At 51.2% G+C, this 20,369-nt stretch carries 17 protein-coding genes; 10 read left to right on the top strand and 7 right to left on the bottom strand.

The features are described 5' to 3' along the window. Positions 1-441 precede the first annotated feature (441 nt). The 3 genes from R0134_RS10745 to lolB all read right to left on the bottom strand — a co-directional run bounded on the left by R0134_RS10745 (position 442) and on the right by lolB (position 3,346). Positions 442-1,389, bottom strand: coding sequence for a ribose-phosphate pyrophosphokinase (locus tag R0134_RS10745; RefSeq protein ID WP_087037687.1), 948 nt, complete (start codon positions 1,387-1,389; stop codon positions 442-444). 289 nt (positions 1,390-1,678) lie between these two features. Further along, positions 1,679-2,548: a 4-(cytidine 5'-diphospho)-2-C-methyl-D-erythritol kinase gene (ispE, locus tag R0134_RS10740; RefSeq protein ID WP_319781915.1), complete on the bottom strand. Its 870-nt coding sequence runs from the start codon at positions 2,546-2,548 to the stop codon at positions 1,679-1,681. Positions 2,549-2,770: 222 nt separating this feature from the next. Then, positions 2,771-3,346, bottom strand: coding sequence for a lipoprotein insertase outer membrane protein LolB (gene lolB, locus R0134_RS10735; RefSeq protein ID WP_319781914.1), 576 nt, complete (start codon positions 3,344-3,346; stop codon positions 2,771-2,773). Between the two features lie 123 nt (positions 3,347-3,469). Between lolB and hemA the strand changes: the two genes are divergently transcribed. The 5 genes from hemA to kdsA are packed head-to-tail and all read left to right on the top strand — an operon-like array spanning position 3,470 to position 8,610. Next, positions 3,470-4,729: a glutamyl-tRNA reductase gene (gene hemA / locus R0134_RS10730; RefSeq protein ID WP_319781913.1), complete on the top strand. Its 1,260-nt coding sequence runs from the start codon at positions 3,470-3,472 to the stop codon at positions 4,727-4,729. 23 nt (positions 4,730-4,752) lie between these two features. Then, entirely contained in the window at positions 4,753-5,838 is a 1,086-nt protein-coding gene (gene prfA / locus R0134_RS10725) for a peptide chain release factor 1 (RefSeq protein WP_319781912.1), read from the top strand. Between the two features lie 39 nt (positions 5,839-5,877). Further along, positions 5,878-6,720, top strand: a complete 843-nt coding sequence (gene prmC, locus R0134_RS10720) for a peptide chain release factor N(5)-glutamine methyltransferase (protein WP_319781910.1) — start codon at positions 5,878-5,880, stop codon at positions 6,718-6,720. Further along, complete coding sequence (locus R0134_RS10715; RefSeq protein ID WP_319781909.1) at positions 6,713-7,711, top strand: SirB1 family protein; 999 nt, start codon at positions 6,713-6,715, stop codon at positions 7,709-7,711. Before prmC ends, R0134_RS10715 begins: the two co-directional genes overlap by 8 nt. Before the next feature lie 50 nt (positions 7,712-7,761). Continuing rightward, the gene (gene kdsA, locus R0134_RS10710) at positions 7,762-8,610 is read left to right on the top strand and encodes a 3-deoxy-8-phosphooctulonate synthase (RefSeq protein WP_319781908.1); all 849 of its coding nucleotides are present in this window, start codon (positions 7,762-7,764) and stop codon (positions 8,608-8,610) included. 555 nt (positions 8,611-9,165) lie between these two features. Here kdsA and fadE read toward each other — a convergent pair. Then, complete coding sequence (fadE, locus tag R0134_RS10705) at positions 9,166-11,622, bottom strand: acyl-CoA dehydrogenase FadE (RefSeq protein WP_319781907.1); 2,457 nt, start codon at positions 11,620-11,622, stop codon at positions 9,166-9,168. A 297-nt stretch (positions 11,623-11,919) separates the two neighbouring features. Here fadE and lpcA point away from each other — a divergent pair, with 297 nt between their 5' ends. From lpcA to R0134_RS10690, 3 genes are all read left to right on the top strand, one after another. Then, positions 11,920-12,501: a D-sedoheptulose 7-phosphate isomerase gene (gene lpcA, locus R0134_RS10700; protein WP_319781905.1), complete on the top strand. Its 582-nt coding sequence runs from the start codon at positions 11,920-11,922 to the stop codon at positions 12,499-12,501. Positions 12,502-12,506: 5 nt separating this feature from the next. Beyond that, complete coding sequence (locus tag R0134_RS10695) at positions 12,507-13,298, top strand: class II glutamine amidotransferase (protein ID WP_319781903.1); 792 nt, start codon at positions 12,507-12,509, stop codon at positions 13,296-13,298. Positions 13,299-13,519: 221 nt separating this feature from the next. Then, positions 13,520-14,071, top strand: coding sequence for an NAD(P)H-dependent oxidoreductase (locus tag R0134_RS10690; RefSeq protein ID WP_319781901.1), 552 nt, complete (start codon positions 13,520-13,522; stop codon positions 14,069-14,071). Between the two features lie 566 nt (positions 14,072-14,637). Here R0134_RS10690 and R0134_RS10685 read toward each other — a convergent pair. The 3 genes from R0134_RS10685 to purM form a co-directional block, all read right to left on the bottom strand. Continuing rightward, complete coding sequence (locus R0134_RS10685) at positions 14,638-15,849, bottom strand: MFS transporter (protein WP_319781900.1); 1,212 nt, start codon at positions 15,847-15,849, stop codon at positions 14,638-14,640. Positions 15,850-16,102: 253 nt separating this feature from the next. After that, entirely contained in the window at positions 16,103-16,741 is a 639-nt protein-coding gene (gene purN, locus R0134_RS10680; protein ID WP_319781899.1) for a phosphoribosylglycinamide formyltransferase, read from the bottom strand. 26 nt (positions 16,742-16,767) lie between these two features. Further along, positions 16,768-17,805, bottom strand: coding sequence for a phosphoribosylformylglycinamidine cyclo-ligase (gene purM / locus R0134_RS10675; protein WP_319781898.1), 1,038 nt, complete (start codon positions 17,803-17,805; stop codon positions 16,768-16,770). A gap of 568 nt (positions 17,806-18,373) precedes the next feature. Between purM and upp the strand changes: the two genes are divergently transcribed. Both upp and R0134_RS10665 read left to right on the top strand, forming a co-directional pair. Then, on the top strand, positions 18,374-19,000 hold the full coding sequence (gene upp, locus R0134_RS10670; protein WP_087037718.1) for a uracil phosphoribosyltransferase: 627 nt from the start codon (positions 18,374-18,376) through the stop codon (positions 18,998-19,000). 186 nt (positions 19,001-19,186) lie between these two features. Beyond that, positions 19,187-20,368, top strand: coding sequence for a uracil-xanthine permease family protein (locus tag R0134_RS10665; protein ID WP_319784354.1), 1,182 nt, complete (start codon positions 19,187-19,189; stop codon positions 20,366-20,368). Position 20,369 lies beyond the last annotated feature (1 nt).

The raw sequence follows: 20,369 nt of genomic DNA, 5'->3' as shown, positions 1-20,369 counted from the left end.
TTTGTTAGATAATGGTCACTGGTTCCTCGACCTCGTACTTTATGCAACCTCAACCTTGTGATGCGAAGTCCGATTCTTATCGGCTTCCTGATACTCTTCGAGCTTTGCAATGAGGCGGGGAGCCAATCTACAAACGAGGTCAGTAAATACTGCCTCCAGGTGCCAACGGCTTCCCCAGTAACTGTTAAATACTCTATCAATTCATCTGACTTAAACATACAAGGTGCCAATTTATTCGGCACGGTTTTGATGTTGGGTTTAAAAACTTCCTGCTACGCTACACCGCAGGCTCGGCGAAACTCTCTGTCTAAAAAAGTGCCAGCTATAAACATCTGTTGGCCTACATGGCAACAAACACAAAAAAGCCCCGAACCTTTGCCGGTTCGGGGCTTTATTTTGCTGGGCGCTTAGTGCTGGGCGCTCGGCGCTATGCTTTGCAAATTAATGCTCGAACATGGCGGAGATGGACTCTTCGTTGCTGATGCGACGAATAGCTTCGGCCAGCATTGGCGACAGTGACAACTGCTTCACTTTACTCAAAGACCTCATTTCATCGCTCAAAGGCACTGAGTCGGTGATGATCACTTCATCAATCACAGAGTCTTTGATGTTCTGGTAGGCATTGCCAGAGAACACGGCGTGAGTCGCATAAGCGAACACGCGCTTGGCGCCACGCTCTTTCAGTGCTTCTGCGGCTTTGCACAAGGTGCCACCAGTGTCGATCATGTCATCAACGATTACGCAGTCACGGCCTTCAACATCGCCAATCAGGTTCATCACCTGAGATACGTTGGCGCGAGGACGACGCTTGTCGATAATGGCAATTTCGGTTTCATCCAACAATTTAGCGACGGCGCGCGCACGCACTACACCACCAATATCAGGTGAAACGACCACTGCATTTTGCAAGTTCTTAGACAGCATGTCTTCTAACAGCACTGGAGTGCCAAACACATTGTCTACCGGCACATCGAAGAAACCTTGGATTTGCTCGGCATGCAGGTCAACGGTCAACACGCGGTCAACCCCTACGCTAGACAGGAAGTCGGCCACTACTTTAGCGGTAATGGGCACACGAGAAGAGCGTACGCGACGGTCTTGGCGAGCATAACCAAAGTAGGGGATAACGGCGGTAATACGACCGGCAGATGCGCGACGCAGCGCATCTATCATCACAATCAATTCCATCAAGTTATCGTTGGTGGGTGCACAGGTCGATTGGATGATAAACACATCGCCGCCCCGTACATTTTCGTTGATTTGCACACTTATCTCACCGTCACTAAAACGGCCAACATCGGCAGCACTCAGTTTAATGAACAAACGATCAGCGATACGTTGGGCGAGTTCCGGTGTAGCATTACCAGCAAACAGCTTCATGTCGGGCACGGTTGAAAACCTCAGGATTATTTCATGGGTGGCGAGACTGGACGGGGCCGTGAACCCGTTATCACGAACAACTGATTCGCTATCCAGCCCGTTTTAAAATTCGTTTTAGAGTATTCAAGTGCATCTTACAGGATGTTGAGTCGGATAACTCAAACGGCGAGATGGCGTAAGCCTTACCACCTGTCGATCACACCTAACAGCCAATTAACCCTTGGGACAAGAGCGAAAATGGGCCCATCCCCATTTTCTGACATTGCTGTCGAGTTTGCCGTATTGATGACGCCGCAAGTTAGTTTTTGCGCGCTATGGCACTGATTAAGGGCGATTGATTGCAACCTTTAGCTACAAACCCCGACATTCCCTGTGGAGCCTTGGCCAGTACTTCTTCAGCCGTTTGCTGGCTGTCAAAACTGGCGAAGATACAGGCCCCCGTGCCCGTCATTCTTGACGGCGCATATTCTACCAACCAGCTAAGGAGCTTGGCAACCTCGGGGTGACGCTTTTTAACCAGCGGCTCGCAATCATTGCGCCAGCTTGCGCTTAACCACTGCGACAAATTTAGCACAGGGCTATTACGAATAAGCTCCGGGTCTTGAAAAATATCAGCGGTGGCCACGGACACATTTGGGCACAATATAACATACCAAGGCTCAGCCGGTGAGACGGGCGTTAATTGCTCGCCCACGCCTTCGGCAAAGGCGGCTTCTCCGCGCACAAACACCGGCACATCGGCGCCTAAGCGCAACCCCAAGGTCGCCAGCTCATCGATACTTAGTCCCAGCTGCCACAGTTGATTCAGTGCCAGCAAGGTGGTGGCCGCATCACTGGATCCGCCACCGAGTCCGCCGCCCATGGGCAGGCGCTTGGTCAGCTCAATGTGCGCGCCTTGGCGGCAACCGGTGTGCGCTTGCAGCAAACGTGCCGCCTTAATGATTAAGTTTTGCTCAGGCGCCACCCTATTTATTGCGTTGGATGTCAGTTCACAAGAGGCGAGTGCATGGGTCAGCTTAAGCTCGCCCTCAGGTGCTAGGTTAAACCTAAGGGTGTCGCCATAATCCACAAACTGAAACAACGTTTGCAGATTGTGATAGCCGTCATCACGGCGACCGGTGATGGTTAAAAATAAATTTAATTTAGCTGGCGCCGGTAGCAATAGCATTTTCAGCTCTCTCATTAAGGTAGATATAAAACACCAAGGTAATTTTTACGACGCTGTTTAGCCGTCGTTCTGTTGCACGTCAGAATTTTTTAGGCCTTAAAAACCAAAAGTTTAGATACTGGGGCGAGCCCGATATGACGGCGTAGAACTGTCTTTTCTCTTTGCCGTCATCCTGACGCACGTCAGGATCTAGATTTAGTCTATTTTGCTTCACGCTTCACGTTACTTAAATTCCCATTGGCTAATGGCCAAGCGCAGTTGGGTGTCGTTGTGCGTGAGGTTAAGGCGGCTCGGAAGCCAGAGACCGTCGATTTGCGTGTAGCCTAAATATTGTAATTGCCAGCCGTGGGCGCTAATGGTTTCGGGTCTTTGTTGGGCATCATAGGTGACCTTGTCGCCAACGCCTGGCAGGCCTTTGATCCAGTAAGATAATTGCTCAACCGGTAAATCCCAGCCGGTTAGCTCTAGTACTAAATCCCGCGCATTACTGGCTTGATGAAGCTCGCCTTTGCTGTCGATGAGCTGCACCTTTTGGCCGCTGCGGCTTAAGTCAAAGACTCGTTTGCCGACCACGTTGGTGAGATTCATGCGGTAATCATTACTATTTTGACGCCAAAATAAGCTCAAACTGCCGCGTTCATCGGGCGTAATAATGCCGAGCTTGGCGGAGAGCTGCCAATTTTGCAGTTGTGACAAAGTATTTTGTTGGGCCTGCCAAGAGCCTGCTGGCGCTTGTTCAGCCTTGTAGGCACAGCCTGACAGCCATAATAGCGTCAACATTATCAGTAGATTGCGCACGATTTATCCTCAGCAAAAAATGTGTGGCCAGTATAAGGGCAAGCGTCGCGCCTTTTAAAGCCTTAGTGTTTCTCGTACAATACTCGGCTACTTGAAAGATGTAACGAGCCGCATACAATCCTCATGAGCCTGTTGGTACTGGGTATTAATCATAAGACAGCATCCGTCGCACTGCGCGAGCGGGTCGCATTTGGTCCTGAAGTCGCCCCTAGGGCACTGCAGGAGCTGATGCGTACCCCAGGCGTAGGCGAGGCGGTGATCCTGTCTACTTGTAATCGCACGGAACTCTATTGCAGTTTAGGGCCGGAGGGCGATAGCCATCTGGTACGCCTGTGGTTACAAGATTTTCATCAATTAGATGAAACCGAGCTCAATACTTGCCTGTATCAATACCACGGTGAAGAAGCGGTGCGGCACTTAATGCGCGTTTCTTGTGGCCTTGACTCTTTAGTGCTGGGCGAGCCGCAAATTTTGGGACAAATAAAACTGGCCTATAACCAGTCGCAAAAAGTGGGCAGCCTTAAGGGCACACTGGATCGCATGTTCCAAAAAACCTTCTCCGTGGCCAAACGGGTGCGCACCGAAACCGAAATTGGCGCCAGTGCCGTGTCGGTGGCCTTTGCCGCCGTGAGTTTGGCCAAGCGTATCTTCTCTGATCTCAGCCACACCAAGGTGTTGCTGGTGGGTGCCGGCGAAACCATAGAGTTGGTAGCGCGGCATTTAAAAGAGCAGTCGGTCACGCAGATGATGGTGGCTAACCGCACGCTAGAGCGAGCGCAAAACTTGGCGAGTGAGTTTAATGCCCAGGTGATGACGCTGGAGCAAATTCCCGAATATTTGCCGAAAGCCGATATTGTGATCAGCTCTACCGCCAGCCCCTTGCCGATTATCGGTAAAGGCTTAGTGGAGCGCGCGCTCAAGGCCCGCCGCCAGCAGCCGATTTTATTTGTCGACATCGCCGTGCCCCGTGATATTGAGCCAGAAGTAGATGAGCTGAACGACGCTTATTTATATACGGTGGACGATCTGCAAGGCATTATTGAGCAGAATATGGCGACGCGCCAACAGGCTGCGGGCCAGGCTGAAGTGATCATCATCGAGGAGCGTGACCACTTTATGGCTTGGTATCGCTCGCTGGAGTCGGTGAAGCTTATCCAAGACTATCGCACCCACGCCGAGCACCTGCAGCAACAAGAGCTGATCTTGGCGTTGCAAGCATTGGCGCAAGGTAAAGACAGCCAACAAGTGGTGCAACGACTGGCCCGTCGCCTGACCAATAAATTGATCCACACGCCGACTCAGGCACTGAACCAAGCCGGCAAAGACGGCAATCAAGATTTGCTGACCGTGCTTGCCCATAATTTGAAACTTGGCCAACACTGATTGAGCCATAGCGGCGAGACCTGATGAATAAATCCATATTAAGAAAGCTGGAAGGCCTGCAAGAGCGTCACGAAGAGATTCAAGCGCTGCTTAGTGAAGCCTCAGTGATCAACAATCAAGAGCAATATCGTGGGCTTACCAAAGAGTATGCTCAGCTAGAAGACATAGTGGGCTGTTATGTGCGCTATTGTCAGGCAGAAGCAGACTTGGCCGCCGGTGAAGAAATGTTGGCGGAAGATGACGCCGAAATGAAGGCCATGGCCGAAGAAGAAATTGAGGCGGCCAAAGAAACCATTGAAGCGCTCAGCCATGAGCTGCAGATCCTGCTGTTACCTAAAGATCCCAATGACGACAATAACTGTTTCTTAGAACTGCGCGCCGGTGCCGGTGGCGATGAAGCGGCTATTTTTGCCGGTGACTTATTTCGCATGTACACCAAGTACGCGGAACAACAGCGTTGGCAGATAGAAGTGGTGAGCGTGCACGAAGGCGAGCACGGCGGATTTAAAGAATTAATTGCCCACATTACGGGCACTGGCGTGTACGGCAAGCTCAAGTTTGAGTCTGGCGGCCACCGCGTACAGCGGGTGCCAGAAACCGAATCTCAGGGTCGAGTGCATACCTCTGCATGTACCATCGCCATTATGGCGGAAGTTGCCGAAGCCGAAGCCATTGTGATTAACCCAGCGGATATTCGCGTCGATACCTTTCGCGCCTCCGGTGCCGGTGGTCAGCACGTGAACAAAACTGACTCCGCCATTCGTATTACTCACTTGCCCACGGGCTTAGTAGTGGAATGCCAAGATGGTCGCTCACAGCATAAAAACCGAGCGCAGGCGATGAAGGTATTGAACTCGCGCTTAGCGCAACGGGAAGAAGATATTCGCCATGCCGCTGAGCAAGATGTGCGTCGTAACCTGTTAAGTACTGGCGACCGTTCAGACCGTATTCGTACCTATAACTATCCACAGGGCCGAGTGTCTGATCACCGCATTAACCTAACGCTGTATCGCTTACACGAAGTGTTGGAAGGTAATCTGGATATGCTGACTCAGCCTATTTTGCAAGAACACCAAGCGGATATGCTGGCAGCCTTGGCTGATTATTAATGATACTGGTCGGTTACTGATGATACGGGCTTATTCCTCATGACATTGGCCGAGTGGCGCCACTGGTTGCGTGAGCAGCTTAACGCGGGTGATTCACCCAAGATAGATGCGGATGTGTTGCTCTGCCATGTGCTGGCCAAGCCGCGTAGCTTTATTCTTGCTTGGCCGGAATATGTGCCTACAGCCGCAGAGCAAGCGGCTTTGCGCTTGCTCTGTGCACGCCGCCAAACCGGTGAGCCGATTGCTCACTTAACCGGCGAACGGGATTTTTGGTCCTTAACTCTTAAGGTGTCACCCGACACTTTGATCCCGCGCCCCGACACCGAAATCATCATAGAAGCGGCCTTAGCGCGCTTGCCTAATGGCCCGGCAACCTTAGCTGATCTCGGTACGGGTACCGGGGCGATTGCTTTATCTCTTAAAAGTGAACGCCCCACAGACACCGTTTACGCCGTTGAATTTAATGCCAATGCAGCGGCACTGGCGCGACTTAATAGCGAATGCTTGAGTCTGCCGATTACCGTACTGGAAGGTAGCTGGTTTGAGCCGTTAGTGGGGCTTAAATTTGATATGTTGTTGTCTAACCCGCCCTATATCGACGGCAGTGACCCCCATTTGCTGCAAGGCGATGTGCGTTTTGAGCCTGCGTCTGCTTTGATTGCCGCAGACGCAGGCATGGCCGACTTGCAGCATTTGATCAGCCAAGCGCCTGAGTATTTAAAGGCCAATGGCTGGTTATTGCTGGAGCACGGTTGGCAGCAGGGCGCCTTGGTGCGCGATTATTTTACAGAACTGGGGTTTAAGGCGGTGGAAACACTGCGCGATTATGGGGACAACGAGCGTATTACGTTGGCTCAGTGGCCGGGGAGGCAGCATGTCTAATAGTAAGGTGTCTACGAAGAATACCCTGTTTGATACTGAGCAGCTTGAAATTGATCCGTTTGACGCGGATTTGCTTGAAGCTGAAATCTCTGAAATAAGCGAGTCTCAAACATTCCTACCTAATTCCAGCATGCTAAAAACCAACATCAGCGATATGTGGCTGAGTGATGATTTGCCATGTTTCATGACCTTGTCGCTGGACATAGTTGAAAGCTTATTTGGTCTTGAGGCGCGCGATCAAGGCGAAGTGGCGCTGTTTGAGTTGGAAAGAGATCTGGCCGAACAGCTAGATCCAGGATTTGGTGATATCGCGCCTATTACCGGCCAAGCACTGCTGGCTGCCTTATATGGGCCTTTGGGATTTGTGGGCGATTGGGAGCGTTTCTTTGCCGTGGATAATTGCCTGATGGATAGGGTGTTGAGCCGCCGTCAGGGAATTCCGGTGAGCATGGCGCTGCTGGTCTTGTATCTGTGTGAGCGCTACGGCATTCGCGCCGAGGGCATTAGCTTTCCTGGCCACTTCTTAGTGCGTATCTTTAATGAGCCTGATAGCGACTCAGAGGTTTCGCTTGAGAGCCAAGTCAGCAGCCAGATTATTGATCCCTTTACCGGCAAGGTGTTAAACCATCACGCCATCGAGCAGCTGTTGCGCGGTGCGCGTGGTAACTTAGCCAAGCTTACGCCCCAGCATTTAACGCCCGCTGAGCCGCTAGACGTGATACTACGTTTGCTGACGGTAACTAAGGCGGCTTTTATTCATCATCAACATTTTACTCATGCCTTGATGTGCAGCCAGTTACTGTTAACGCTTAAGCCAGATTGCCCGCTCGAGCGCCGTGACCGCGGATTTTTGTATGAACAGCTCGAGTGCCATGAGTTAGCGGTTGATGATTTTGAGTATTTTATTGAACAGTGCCCAGAAGATCCGCTCGCCGACATACTTAAGATACAAGTAGCGGCGCTGGACTCAATGCCTCATGTCCTTCATTAACCCCACATCACTCACCGCACATAACTAACAGCACTTCTCTAGGAGCCTTGATGAAAACCGTTCACATCAATCACATCCCCGTTGCTAACGACAAGCCCTTCGTGTTGTTTGGCGGCATTAACGTACTGGAATCCCGCGAGCTGGCACTGCGCTCTGCTGAGCATTTTGTCAACGTAACCGAGAAGCTGGGCATTCCTTACGTGTTTAAAGCCAGCTGGGATAAAGCGAATCGCTCCTCCATTCACTCTTACCGAGGCCCAGGCCTAGAAGAGGGCATGAAGTTGCTGCAAGAAGTAAAAGACACCTTTAAGGTGCCGGTGATCACCGATTTGCACGAACCCCATCAGGCAGCGACCGTGGCCGAAGTGGCGGATGTTATACAGCTGCCGGCCTTCTTGGCCCGCCAAACCGACTTGGTGGCAGCCATGGCCAAGACCGGGCGCGTGATTAACATCAAAAAGCCGCAGTTTTTAAGCCCCGGCCAAATGAAAAACATCGTCGACAAATTTATTGAATGCGGCAACGATCAATTAATGATCTGCGAGCGCGGCGCCAACTTTGGTTACGACAACTTAGTGGTCGATATGCTGGGTTTTGGCGTGATGAAAAAAGCCACCCATGGCGCGCCCATTATCTTTGACGTGACCCATGCCCTGCAATGCCGTGACCCCTTAGGCGAAGCCTCGGGCGGTCGCCGTGAGCAAATCGTCGACTTGGCTCGCGCTGGTTTAGCTACCGGCATGGCTGGCTTGTTTTTAGAAGCGCACCCAGATCCCGCCAATGCCCTGTGTGACGGTCCCAGCGCCTTACCATTAGCGAAATTAGAGCCGTTTTTAGCGCAATTAAAAGCGCTGGACGAGCTGGTGAAGAGCTTCGCAGTGCTGGATACGGCTAACTAATAGCGCCCAGCGCCCTGCGAAAAATAACCCCGAGTCTGCATGCAGACTCGGGGTTTTGTTTTAAACCAAGCCTCATGGCGTAAAAACAAACACCGTTTTTTGTTTTTATGCCGTCTTCCTGACGCACGTCAGGATCTCGTTTTTGGTTTTGACCTTGTAGGCGGCCGTATCTTCAGTAAAGAGGACTTCGCCGCGGTTTGCTGTTGGTTTTAAAATAGACGGCTATGCTGGCTGGCGAAATTTTTGTTTTTGTAGGAGCCAATTTATTCGGCTCGGTTTGGTTTTATTCCTAAATATCTAAATCATCCCGCTACGCTGGCCCGCCGAATAAATTGGCGGCTACAAGTTCGAAAGTCTTTTGTAGGCAAACACGTGTTCTCGCATTATGCCGCAGGCGTAAATCTTTAAACTCTCCAGCTACGCTGGCCCGCCGAAGTCCTCTTTACCAAAGAGACGGACGGCTACAAGTTCGAAAGTCTTTTGTAGGCGAACACTTGTTCTCGCATTACGCCGTGGCGTAAATCTTTAAAACTCTCCGTTGAACAAACGGGCCGGCTACAAGCCCCGGCGCGCACTTTTATTCAACATATCATCATTAAACATCTCTTTATTCACCACCAAATCGATGGGAGCGAAGTCATCGACGTTAATGGTGCGCAGGCGGCTGACTTCGGCGCGAGCCAATAACTCGGCTTGCGCTTTAGTGATGATATCTGCACTCAGCGCTTCGACACCTAAAGCGTCTAAGCCGGTGAAGGGGCGACGACCTAACACATCGACAATCTGGTTATAGATGGGCTCTGCTTGTTGGATGTCGATAAAGGCTTGTTCTAACATGCCGAGCGGATTGCCTTCTTCTACGGTTAAATATAAGCCGTCGGCCAGTGCATCCCGTGCCGGGCCTGAGGTTTGCAATGCGCGAGCCACCTTTCTATCCAATCGGTCTGAAGGGCGCACTAAAGTCGTGCCCCAAGGCAGAATAACGGCCTCCATCAGCTTACCAATAACAGGCGAGGGGAAGTTCTCTAATAGCTCCACCACCGCAGTTTGCGCTTGGTATAAGCCATCTTGGCAAGCCCAGTGCACGAAGGGCAATAGCGCCTCGGGGCGACCATCATCGTTAAAGCGCTTTAAGGTGGCGGACACCAAATACAGCTGGCTGAGCACATCGCCCAAACGGGCCGATAAGCGCTCGCGGCGTTTTAACTCGCCGCCGAGCGTGGCCATGGCAACGTCTGACAACAGGCTTAAGTTGGCGCTAAGCCGATTCATTTGGCGATAGTAGGGCGTGGTCGCGTCATTAAAGGGCGTGTTACTAAAGCGGGCATTGGTTAGGCCGAACCAGAAGCTGCGCACCGTATTGCTGATGGCAAAGCCAATATGGCCAAACACCGCCGCATCAAACTGGCTCAGTGCTTGTTGCGCATTCGGCTCTTGTACCGAGAGCATTTCGCTCAGCACATAAGGATGACAACGAATTGCCCCTTGGCCGTAGATGATCATGGAGCGAGTAAGGATATTGGCGCCTTCTACGGTAATGGCGATGGGCGCGCCCTGATAACCGCGGGCCAAGTAGTTATTAGGACCTAAACAAATGCCTTTGCCGCCGTGAATGTCCATGGCGTCAATCAGGCAGTGTTGGCTGCGATGGGTGAGGTGATACTTAACGATGGCTGAAATCACCGAGGGCTTTTCACCGAGATCGATGCCGGTCACGGTGAGCATGCTGGCTGCATCCGATAAATAAGCGTTACCGCCGAGGCGGGCTAATGGCTCTTCGATGCCTTCCATCTTGCCAATCGGAATACGGAACTGGCGACGGATGCGACTGTAAGCACCGGACGCCAAAGCCGAAATGCGTGAGCCAGCAGTACCAGTAGAGGGCAGAGTGATACCACGCCCCACCGACAAGCACTCGGTTAACATGCGCCAGCCTTGGCCGGCCATGGCAGGGCCTCCGATAATAAAGCTCAGTGGCACAAATACGTCTTTGCCCTGGGTTGGCCCATTTTGAAAAGGTACGTTTAGCGGGAAATGCCGACGACCAATAGTAATGCCGGGCAGATCGGTAGGGATGAGTGCGCAGGTGATGCCTAAATGGGGTTTATCGCCTAACAGGCCATCTGGATCTTGTAGTTTAAAAGCCAAGCCTAAGACGGTGGCGATGGGGGCCAGCGTAATATAGCGTTTGTTCCAAGTGAGGCGCATGCCTAAGACTTGCTCGCCTTGCCAGTCGCCTAGGGTGATGATACCCACATCGGGAATGGCGCCGGCATCCGAACCCGCTTCTGGCCCGGTGAGGGCGAAACAGGGAATTTCATCACCATTAGCTAAACGCGGTAAATAGTAATCTTTTTGTTCGGTAGTGCCGTAGTGCTGCAGCAATTCGCCTGGGCCTAAAGAGTTCGGCACGCCTACGGTAGAAGCCAGCACGGCACTGGTGCCACACAGTTTTTGTAACACGCGAGATTGCGCAAACGCCGAGAACTCTAAGCCGCCATACTGCTTTTTAATGATCATGGCGAAAAACTTATGCTCTTTTAAATAAGCCCACACCTCGGGAGATAAGTCGGTCAACTCGTGGGTCACTTCCCAGTCGTTGGTCATGCGACACACCTCATTCACGGGCCCATCCATAAAGGCTTGTTCTTCGGCGCTCAGTTGCGGTTTCGGGTAGCTATGCAGCGTCTCCCAATTAGGCTTACCGCCAAATAGCTCGGCATCCCACCAAGTGGTGCCAGCTTCGATGGCCTCACGCTCAGTGGTCGACATTTCTGGCATCAGGCCTTTATAGACCTTAAACATGGGAGCACTGAGCAAACTGGTGCGCAGCGGTAACAAGTTCAATACGCCCGCCATCACGGCGAACACCAGCCAGCCTGTAGGGCCCACTTCACCCCACAAGGTGCCCGCGACTAAGATAACGGCTGTGACCAAGGTAAAGCGGCGCAAAGAAGCGCGGCGATACGCCAACACTCCCCAAGCAAGCAAGAGCAGTAGTAGGGTAATCATCAATCACTCCTTAGGTTTTAAGATAAGGTCTTTAAGCGGTCTTTAAAAATTTATGGGATCAGCGAGGTCTGACCTGTGCTTGTGTTAGTTGTAAAGTATACAAATGTTTAAATCAAGTAATCAAAGCGTTAAATGGCCGTACGCTTTACGCCCTATGCAATACGTTAAAGGCGAAGAACGCTGTGCATTTTTAACTTACGGCGTACAGCGTAAAGCGCATAACGATGTATGTCGGCACTGGGCGCTTAGGCTAATGTATGCCAAAATGGGCCTTTATCGTGAGTGAGAGGCAATTTCATGTATCAGGATCTGATCCGTAGCGAACTGACCGAGGCCAGCGAAGTGCTTAATCGCTTCTTAGCTGACGACACTAATCTGCAAGCCATCGAAAGCGCCGCCAAATTATTGGCCGAGCGTTTTAAAGCCGGTGGCAAAGTTTTGTCTTGTGGTAACGGTGGCTCCCATTGCGATGCCATGCATTTCGCGGAAGAGCTGACGGGTCGCTATCGAGAGAATCGCCCGGGATATCCGGCGATTGCCATTTCTGATCCTAGCCACCTGTCTTGTGTGGCCAATGACTTTGGCTTTGAATTCGTGTTTTCTCGCTATTTAGAAGCCGTCGGCCAAAGCGGTGACGTGCTACTCGGTCTGTCGACCAGCGGTAATTCTAAGAACATTATCAACGCTATTACTGCGGCTAAAGCCAAAGGCATTAAGGTGATTGCGCTAACCGGTAAAGACGGCGGCGAAATGGCGGGTTTGGCGGACGTAGAGATTCGCGTGCCCCACTTTGGTTATGCAGACCGCATTCAAGAAGTGCACATCAAGATTATTCATATCATGATCCAATTAATCGAAAAAGAAATGGAGCATGCGTAAGACATATGTGTGAATTGCTAGGGATGAGCGCCAATGTGCCCACGGATATTTGTTTTAGCTTTACCGGCTTAATGCAAAGAGGTGGGCGCACCGGACCCCATAAAGATGGTTGGGGCATTGTATTTTACGAGGGCAAGGGCCTGCGTACTTTTAAAGATCCTCAGCCCTCTAGCCAGTCGCGCATCGCCAAATTGGTGCAAGAATACCCCATTAAAAGCTGCTCGGTGATCAGCCATATTCGCCAAGCGAATCGTGGCGGCATAGCGCTGGAGAATACCCATCCCTTTACCCGTGAGCTATGGGGCCGTTATTGGACCTTTGCCCACAATGGGCAGCTGACCGATTACAGTCATCTCACGATTGGTCGTCATATTCCGGTGGGTGAAACCGACAGTGAATTGGCGTTTTGCTGGATTTTGGATGCCATGGAGCGCCAATATCCCACTAAGCCACAAGATGCATCGGCCATGAGCGAGATGTTTGAATATGTGGCTACCTTGTGTGATGAGCTGCGTGGTTTGGGGGTATTTAATATGCTGCTCAGCGACGGCGAATACCTGATGACCTATTGCACCAATAATCTGCATTGGTTAACGCGTCGCGCGCCTTTTGGGCCGGCACGCTTAATCGATGAAGACGTGGAAATTGACTTTCAAAAAGAAACCACGCCCAACGACGTAGTCACCGTGATTGCCACCCAGCCGCTGACCCATGATGAGCCGTGGCAAAAAATGCAGCCCGGCGAGTTCAATCTGTTCTTATTGGGTGAGCGTATCGCAGCCACGGACTTAACGTAGCGGGTAAAGGGTGAAGGGTGAGGGATGAAGGGGACAAACCAACAACAACGCCGAGATTGGCATATTGCAAGGATGTAGTCGCGCGTTTTAACCGCGAAAACCTGCCCCGCAGGTTCTGATGCACCCAACTCAACAAAGAGCAGTGTTTATACGCTCGCTCGGCGCTTAGCGGCCTTACGCAAACCTGTGCTCTGCACTCGGCTCACAATCAAGGATAACCGATGACAAAAACCAAAATTATTGCCTTTTCTGGCAGCTTACGTGCCGCCTCTTTTAACACTATGGCCATTAAGGCGGCGCAACAGCTGGCGCCCGAGAATTGTGAGATTGAGTTGATCGACTACTCAGCACTGCCTTTATATAACCAAGATCAAGCCGACCAAAACACGCCACTCTTGGTATTGGATATTGCGGAAAAAGTGCGGGCGGCGGATGCCATCTTATGGGCTACGCCTGAATATAATTATTCGCTGCCGGGCGCCTTAAAGAACCTAATTGACTGGTTATCTCGCCAAGCGCCGCAGCCATTGGCGGGTAAACCGGCGGCCATTATTAGCGCCAGCATGGGCATGTTAGGTGGTGTCCGGGTGCAATATCATTTACGCCAAATTTTGGTGTGCTTAGATGTGCATGTGTTGAATAAGCCCGAAATCATGATTGGTCAGGCTCATGAAAAATTTGATGCCCAAGGCCAATTACTTGATGAGACCACGAACACGCTGATCGCGACACAAATGCAGGCCTTATGCGCCTTTAGCCAGCAGTTGGATTAAAAGCCCAAAGCTAAGAGATTAAAGATCTTTTCGGCAACGGAACCCGCAGAATACGCGGAAAAATTAAGCTGATATAAGAGCGAAAAGTACCAAGTGAGCTTATGGGTACCTGATTACGTATGAACTTCAGCCATGATGTGCGTTGTTTAGGTTTGTTCTTTGTAGCAGCCAATTTATTCGGCTGGCCAGCTTTGCTGGCTGTTACTGAGGTTTAGATTTAGACCAAAACACCAAACCGGGCCGAAGTCCTCTTCGCCGAAGAGACGGGCCCCTACAAGGTCGCAATACCAAACTGAGCCCCATATTCTTACCGAAAATATGAGTCACTCCATGTAACTTTTTGAATTTATTGGTGATTAGTTCACTGCAACATGGCTGAGCTTTGTTGGTAATCAGGTATGGGTAAGAGCAAAACAAAGAAGTTAAGAGGGGAGTCATTAGGTTGTCCTCCTCACTCTTAACAGGCTTTATTCAGATATGACCACTTTTTCCGTGCGTTCCGCGTTCTTCCGTTGCAAAAAATCTTGTGTCTTTAAGAGGCAAACTGGCCACTCAAGCCACATTGGTTATACCGTGCTGCTTACGGCTTCAAGCTTGGGTTGTTTGTTTACTATCTGTAAGTAACTAAGCGCCCACATGATTAAGCCGCCGCTAAATAACGCCGCTGCTACATAGCCCGTTTGATTGGGCGTTGCACCTTCTGCAATCACAATGCCGCCTACCCAAGGGCCAATGGCATTGGCGATATTAAATGCACATTGTACAAGTGCGCCTATCATGGCATGGCCATTCGGTGACACATCCATCAGTAAGGTTTGGATCAAGGTGGCTAAGCCGAGACTGCAGCCGATAAAAAATATCACCCCATAAAGCAACCAAATATTATGGCTGGCGCTTACATAGGCCAGTGCAAAGATAATAGTCCCCACCAGTACTAGCCCTGTGGTGTTAATGGCCGATTTATCGGCGGCTTTTCCCAGCACATAATTACCCAACGTAGAGCCGATACCAAACATCACCATAGCGATGGATATGGTGTAGGCGGGAGTGTCAGTGACCACTAAAATGGTGTCGGCAATGTAGGTGTAAATACAAAATACGCCACCAAAGCCGATGATCACTATGCCTAAAATAGACCACACCAGCTTGTTTTTAAGGACGCCAAACTCGTTGAGCAGATTAGAGGGTTCGCTGTTCTTAACGTTGGGCACCACCTTATAGACGAAAATAAAGGCAATGAAGGCTAAGCCACCGGCCCCTGCTAAGCAGTAACGCCAGCTAAGATGCTGCCCGACTAAGGTCACAATGGGCACTCCAACTATTGTGGCGATGGTCAATCCCATAAAGACTTTCGACATAAAGCTGGCGCGCTGGCCTTGGGGCGCAATCTCTGAGGCTAATAAAATCGCCGCACCAAAATAGGCGCCATGGGGCAGGCCGCTTAAAAATCGAAATAACACCAGTTGTTCTAGAGAGTTGGCGAACGCACTTAAGCTATTGGCTAAGCACATTAAGCTTAAAAATATCAGCAGCGCGGTGCGTTTTCTTATATTGGCGGTGGCGAGCATTAAAATGGGCGCACCGACCACCACCCCTATGGCATAGGCGCTAATCGCATAACCACTTTGAGAGGGGGTGGAATTAAAGGTGTCACTAATAAGCGGCAGCATCGGCATCATGGAGAATTCAGCCAACCCTAAAATAAAGGTGCCGAGCGCTAATACCACTAAAATGGCGGTTCTGTTAAGAGGGCGAGCAGCTGGCGTGGTATCTGCCATAAAAAAGTACCTTAAGGTGAACATTGAATACGTGAGTAAGTTTCAGCCCACAGCTCAGCTAACATTTCAGCTAATAAATAATAGCGGCATGGCTAAAAACGAAAGTAGAGCAGGCATGAATGTAGGAATAAAATGGAGGGGCATTTTACGTTAAAAGCGCTATTGCGTCCAAGATGGCAGCCAAAAAATAAAACCCCAAGCTGTGCGGCTCGGGGTTTTTATTTAGCTTGGCGCTGATAGCTGGCGCTATCTTTTATTCTTGCGCATAACCCTGAGTCGGCAACAAAGCGCCGTCTAGGTAGGCTTTGCCTTGTTGCATCACCGCACGGCCATCGCAAAACCAACGCACCGTGAGCGGGTAGATGGCATGCTCTTGTACTTGCACGCGCTCGGCGAGACTTGCGGCATCGTCATCTTCAAACACAGGTACTCGTGCTTGTAAGATCACTGGGCCGCCATCCAGCTCTTCGGTGACAAAGTGCACGCTGCAACCGTGCTCTTCATCCTTGGCATCAATGGCTTTTTGATGAGTGTGCAAGCCTTGATAGCGAGGCAGCAAAGACGGATGAATATTGAGCAGTCGGTTTTGATAATGGCGCACAAACTCTGGCGTTAAAATACGCATAAAGCCCGCGAGCACTACCAAGTTCGCCTGATATTCATCTATGGCCTGTATTAGCGCCGTATCAAAAGTAGCGCGATCCGCGTAGTCAACATTGGCCACCACTTGCGTGGCAACGCCCGCGGCTTTGGCACGCGCTAAGCCGTGGGCGTCGGCCTTGTTGCTAATCACAGCCACAATTTCGCCGCCCAATTGCCCTGCATCAGACTGATCCAACAAGGCTTGTAAGTTACTGCCGTTGCCTGAAATCAGCACTACTATTCGGGTCATAGGGCTACTAGTTATGGTGCTGCGGGTCATTTAATTTCGACCTGCTCTTCGCCCTCGGCGGCATTATCAATGCTGCCAATTAACCAGCATTGCTCGCCTTTGTCTTGCATAAACTGTACTGCCGCTGCTGCTTGCTCAGCAGGCAGGGCGATAACCATGCCCACACCACAGTTAAAGGTGCGATACATTTCTTTGGTCTCTACGTTGCCGGCAGTTTGTAACCAACTAAACACTTCTGGCCACTGCCAGCTAGCACCATCGACGATGGCCTTGGTGCCTTTTGGCAACACGCGAGGAATGTTTTCCCAGAAGCCGCCGCCGGTAATGTGGCTTAGTGCATGAATGTCGAACTTCTTGATCAGCGCTAATACCGGCTTCACATAGATGCGGGTTGGCTCCATCAAGGCATCGGCCAAGGTAGCATCACCTAATGGCTGCTGCAGATCCGCCTTGCTCACTTCTAAAATTTTGCGGATCAACGAGAAACCGTTGGAGTGCGGGCCGCTTGAGGCCAAAGCGATCAGTGCATCACCGGCTCCCACTTTAGTGCCATCGATAATTTCGCTCTTTTCCACCACGCCAACGCAAAAGCCAGCTAAGTCGTAATCGCCAGCTTGATACATGCCGGGCATTTCTGCGGTTTCGCCGCCAATCAATGCACAACCGCTCAGCTCACAGCCCTTGCCTATGCCGGTGACCACTTCGGCCGCCGCATCTACGTCTAGCTTGCCGGTGGCATAATAGTCGAGGAAAAACAGTGGCTCGCCACCTTGTACGATTAAGTCGTTCACGCACATGGCGACTAAGTCGATGCCCACACCTTGGTGGCGTTTTAAATCAATCGCCAAGCGCAGCTTAGTGCCCACACCGTCGGTGCCGGCCACTAATACCGGTTCTTTATAGCCGGTGGGAAGCTGGCACAAAGCGCCAAAGCCCCCGAGTCCGCCCATTACTTCTGGGCGGTGTGTGCGACGGCTAACGCCTTTAATGCGTTCAACCAGGGCATTACCAGCGTCGATATCTACACCGGCGTCTTTGTAGCTCAGGGGTTTGTTCTGCGTCACGAGTGGTTACCTTGTCATTATTTTTAGGAACGGACTTGTCTAACGGCGGATAGCCTAACGGAGGTTAGCCTAGCGGCGGATGATGCATCTGCTTGCCTCATTTGGGGTTCGGCATAAGCAGAAGTACAACGCTTCCGTCTGTTAGTCACGGTTTCGGTCGCTATTCTAATTTAATGCGCGAAGCAGTGCCACCTAAACACCCTGAGGAGTGAGGGGTGAGGAGTGCAGGGTGAAGGGAAAAATAAAGCGCCGAGCTAAATCTAATAACCGCCGTAAGCTATATGCCGTCAGTTAAAGCGTAAGGCGTAAGGCGTACAGCGTAATACGTAAGACGCATCGCGTACCGCCAGCGGTCACACTTCGAAGGTCTATGCTCGGTAGCTACTCCAGTGATGGGCTAAGATCTGCTGAGCGTGATGCAGGTGGGCGTTAGAAAATTCTGCCGCTCTGTACTATTTTATGCTAAAATTCTGCGGTTTTTTGTGCGTGGCTCTTTATGCATGGCTCTTTTATGCTAAGTCCAGTTATGCGCCCCCAGTTATACCAGTCCAGTCGGGAGAATACGTGAATGAAAGTCGTTGAGGTTAAGCACCCTTTGGTGAAACACAAGTTAGGGTTAATGCGCGAAGCCGACATTAGCACCAAACGCTTTCGTGAGCTGGCCAGAGAAGTGGGTAGCTTGCTGACCTACGAAGCCACGGCCGACTTTGAGACGGAAAAAACCACCATTGAAGGTTGGAACGGCCCCACGGTTGTCGACCAGCTTAAAGGTAAAAAAGTCACAGTCGTGCCTATTTTGCGCGCCGGTTTGGGCATGATGGACGGCGTACTGGAGCATATGCCAGGCGCGCGGGTCAGCGTGGTGGGTGTGTATCGTGATGAAGAAACCTTACAGCCGGTGCACTATTTCAATAAGTTGGTCAGCCATATTGATGAGCGCTTGGCGCTGATTGTGGATCCTATGCTGGCCACCGGCGGCTCCATGATTGCCACTATTGACCTGTTAAAAGAAAAAGGCTGTCGCCACTTTAAGGTGATAGTGCTGGTAGCGGCCCCCGAAGGCATTAAGGCGTTAGAAGCGGCACACCCAGAGGTGGAGCTGTATTGTGCTTCTATTGATGAGCGCCTTGATAGCAATGGCTACATCATTCCTGGGCTCGGTGATGCGGGCGATAAAATATTTGGTACTAAATAATCTATTACGTTAAGAAGCCGGCAATAGCCGGTTTTTTTCTGCCTACATTTACGCAAGGTCAGATCCATGAGTTCACAACCCCACACTCCCGCGCCCAGCTCAACGCCTCCGGCTAACCCTCAACCGTTAAACCCTCAATCGTCAGCGGTTGAGTCACGGTTGCACACCGCCATCGCCGGCTCACAAATGCTGTTTGTGGCCTTTGGCGCCTTGGTACTAATGCCGCTGATCACCGGTCTTGATCCTAACGTGGCTTTGTTTACTGCCGGTATAGGCACCTTGCTGTTTCAAGTGTGTACTAAGCGCCAAGTGCCGATCTTTTTAGCCTCTTCGTTTGCCTTTATCGCGCCCATTTTATATGGCGTACAAACCTGGGGTATTCCGGCCACCATGAGCGGCATTATGGCGGCCGGCGTTATGTATGTGTTGCTGAGCCAACTTATCCGTTGGCGGGGCACGGCCTTGCTGACGCGCTTACTGCCACCTGTGGTGGTGGGGCCGGTGATCATGGTGATAGGCCTTGGCTTAGCGCCGATGGCGGTAAACATGGCCATTGGTAAGACGGGAGATGGCTCTGCGGTATTAATCGAGCACGATATCGCGCTTTGGTTATCCTTGCCGGCATTGCTCACCACCTTATTGGTCTCAACCATGGCTAAAGGCGTGTTTCGCTTGGTACCCATTAGTGCGGGTATTGCCGTGGGTTATGGCTTAGCACTCGGGTTTGGGGTGGTAGACTTTGCTCCGGTACAAAACGCTGCTTGGGTTTCCATGCCGCACTTTGTCGCTCCTGAGTGGCACTGGCAGGCGGTGTTATTTATGTTACCGGTGGCCATAGCGCCGGCCATTGAGCATATCGGCGATATCTTGGCCATTAGCTCGGTTACCGGCAAAGATTATCTGAAAAAGCCCGGTTTGCATCGCACCATCTTGGGTGACGGCATCGCCACCATAGGTGCGTCTTGTTTTGGCGGACCGCCGAACACCACGTATTCTGAGGTGACGGGGGCGGTGATGCTGACCAAAAACTTTAATCCGGTGATCATGACCTGGGCGGCGGGCTTTGCCATCGTTCTAGCATTTGTCGGTAAGTTTGGTGCGCTTATGCTGAGTATCCCCACACCTGTGATGGGCGGCATCATGATCTTACTGTTTGGCTCCATCGCCACCGTGGGTCTAAATAGCCTGATCAAACACCAAGTGGATTTATCGCAGGCCCGTAACTTGTGCATAGTGGCGGTGATTTTGATCTTTGGTATCGGCGGCATGGCGTTTGGTATCGGTGGCTTTAGCCTACAAGGCATTAGCTTATGCGGTATAGTCGGCATCTTATTGAATCTGATCTTACCCAGAACCCGTCCTAGCTGAG

The organism is Oceanisphaera sp. IT1-181 (assembly GCF_033807535.1).
In the GTDB taxonomy this organism is placed as follows: Bacteria; Pseudomonadota; Gammaproteobacteria; order Enterobacterales; family Aeromonadaceae; genus Oceanimonas.
This window is presented reverse-complemented; position numbering and strand designations above follow the sequence as displayed.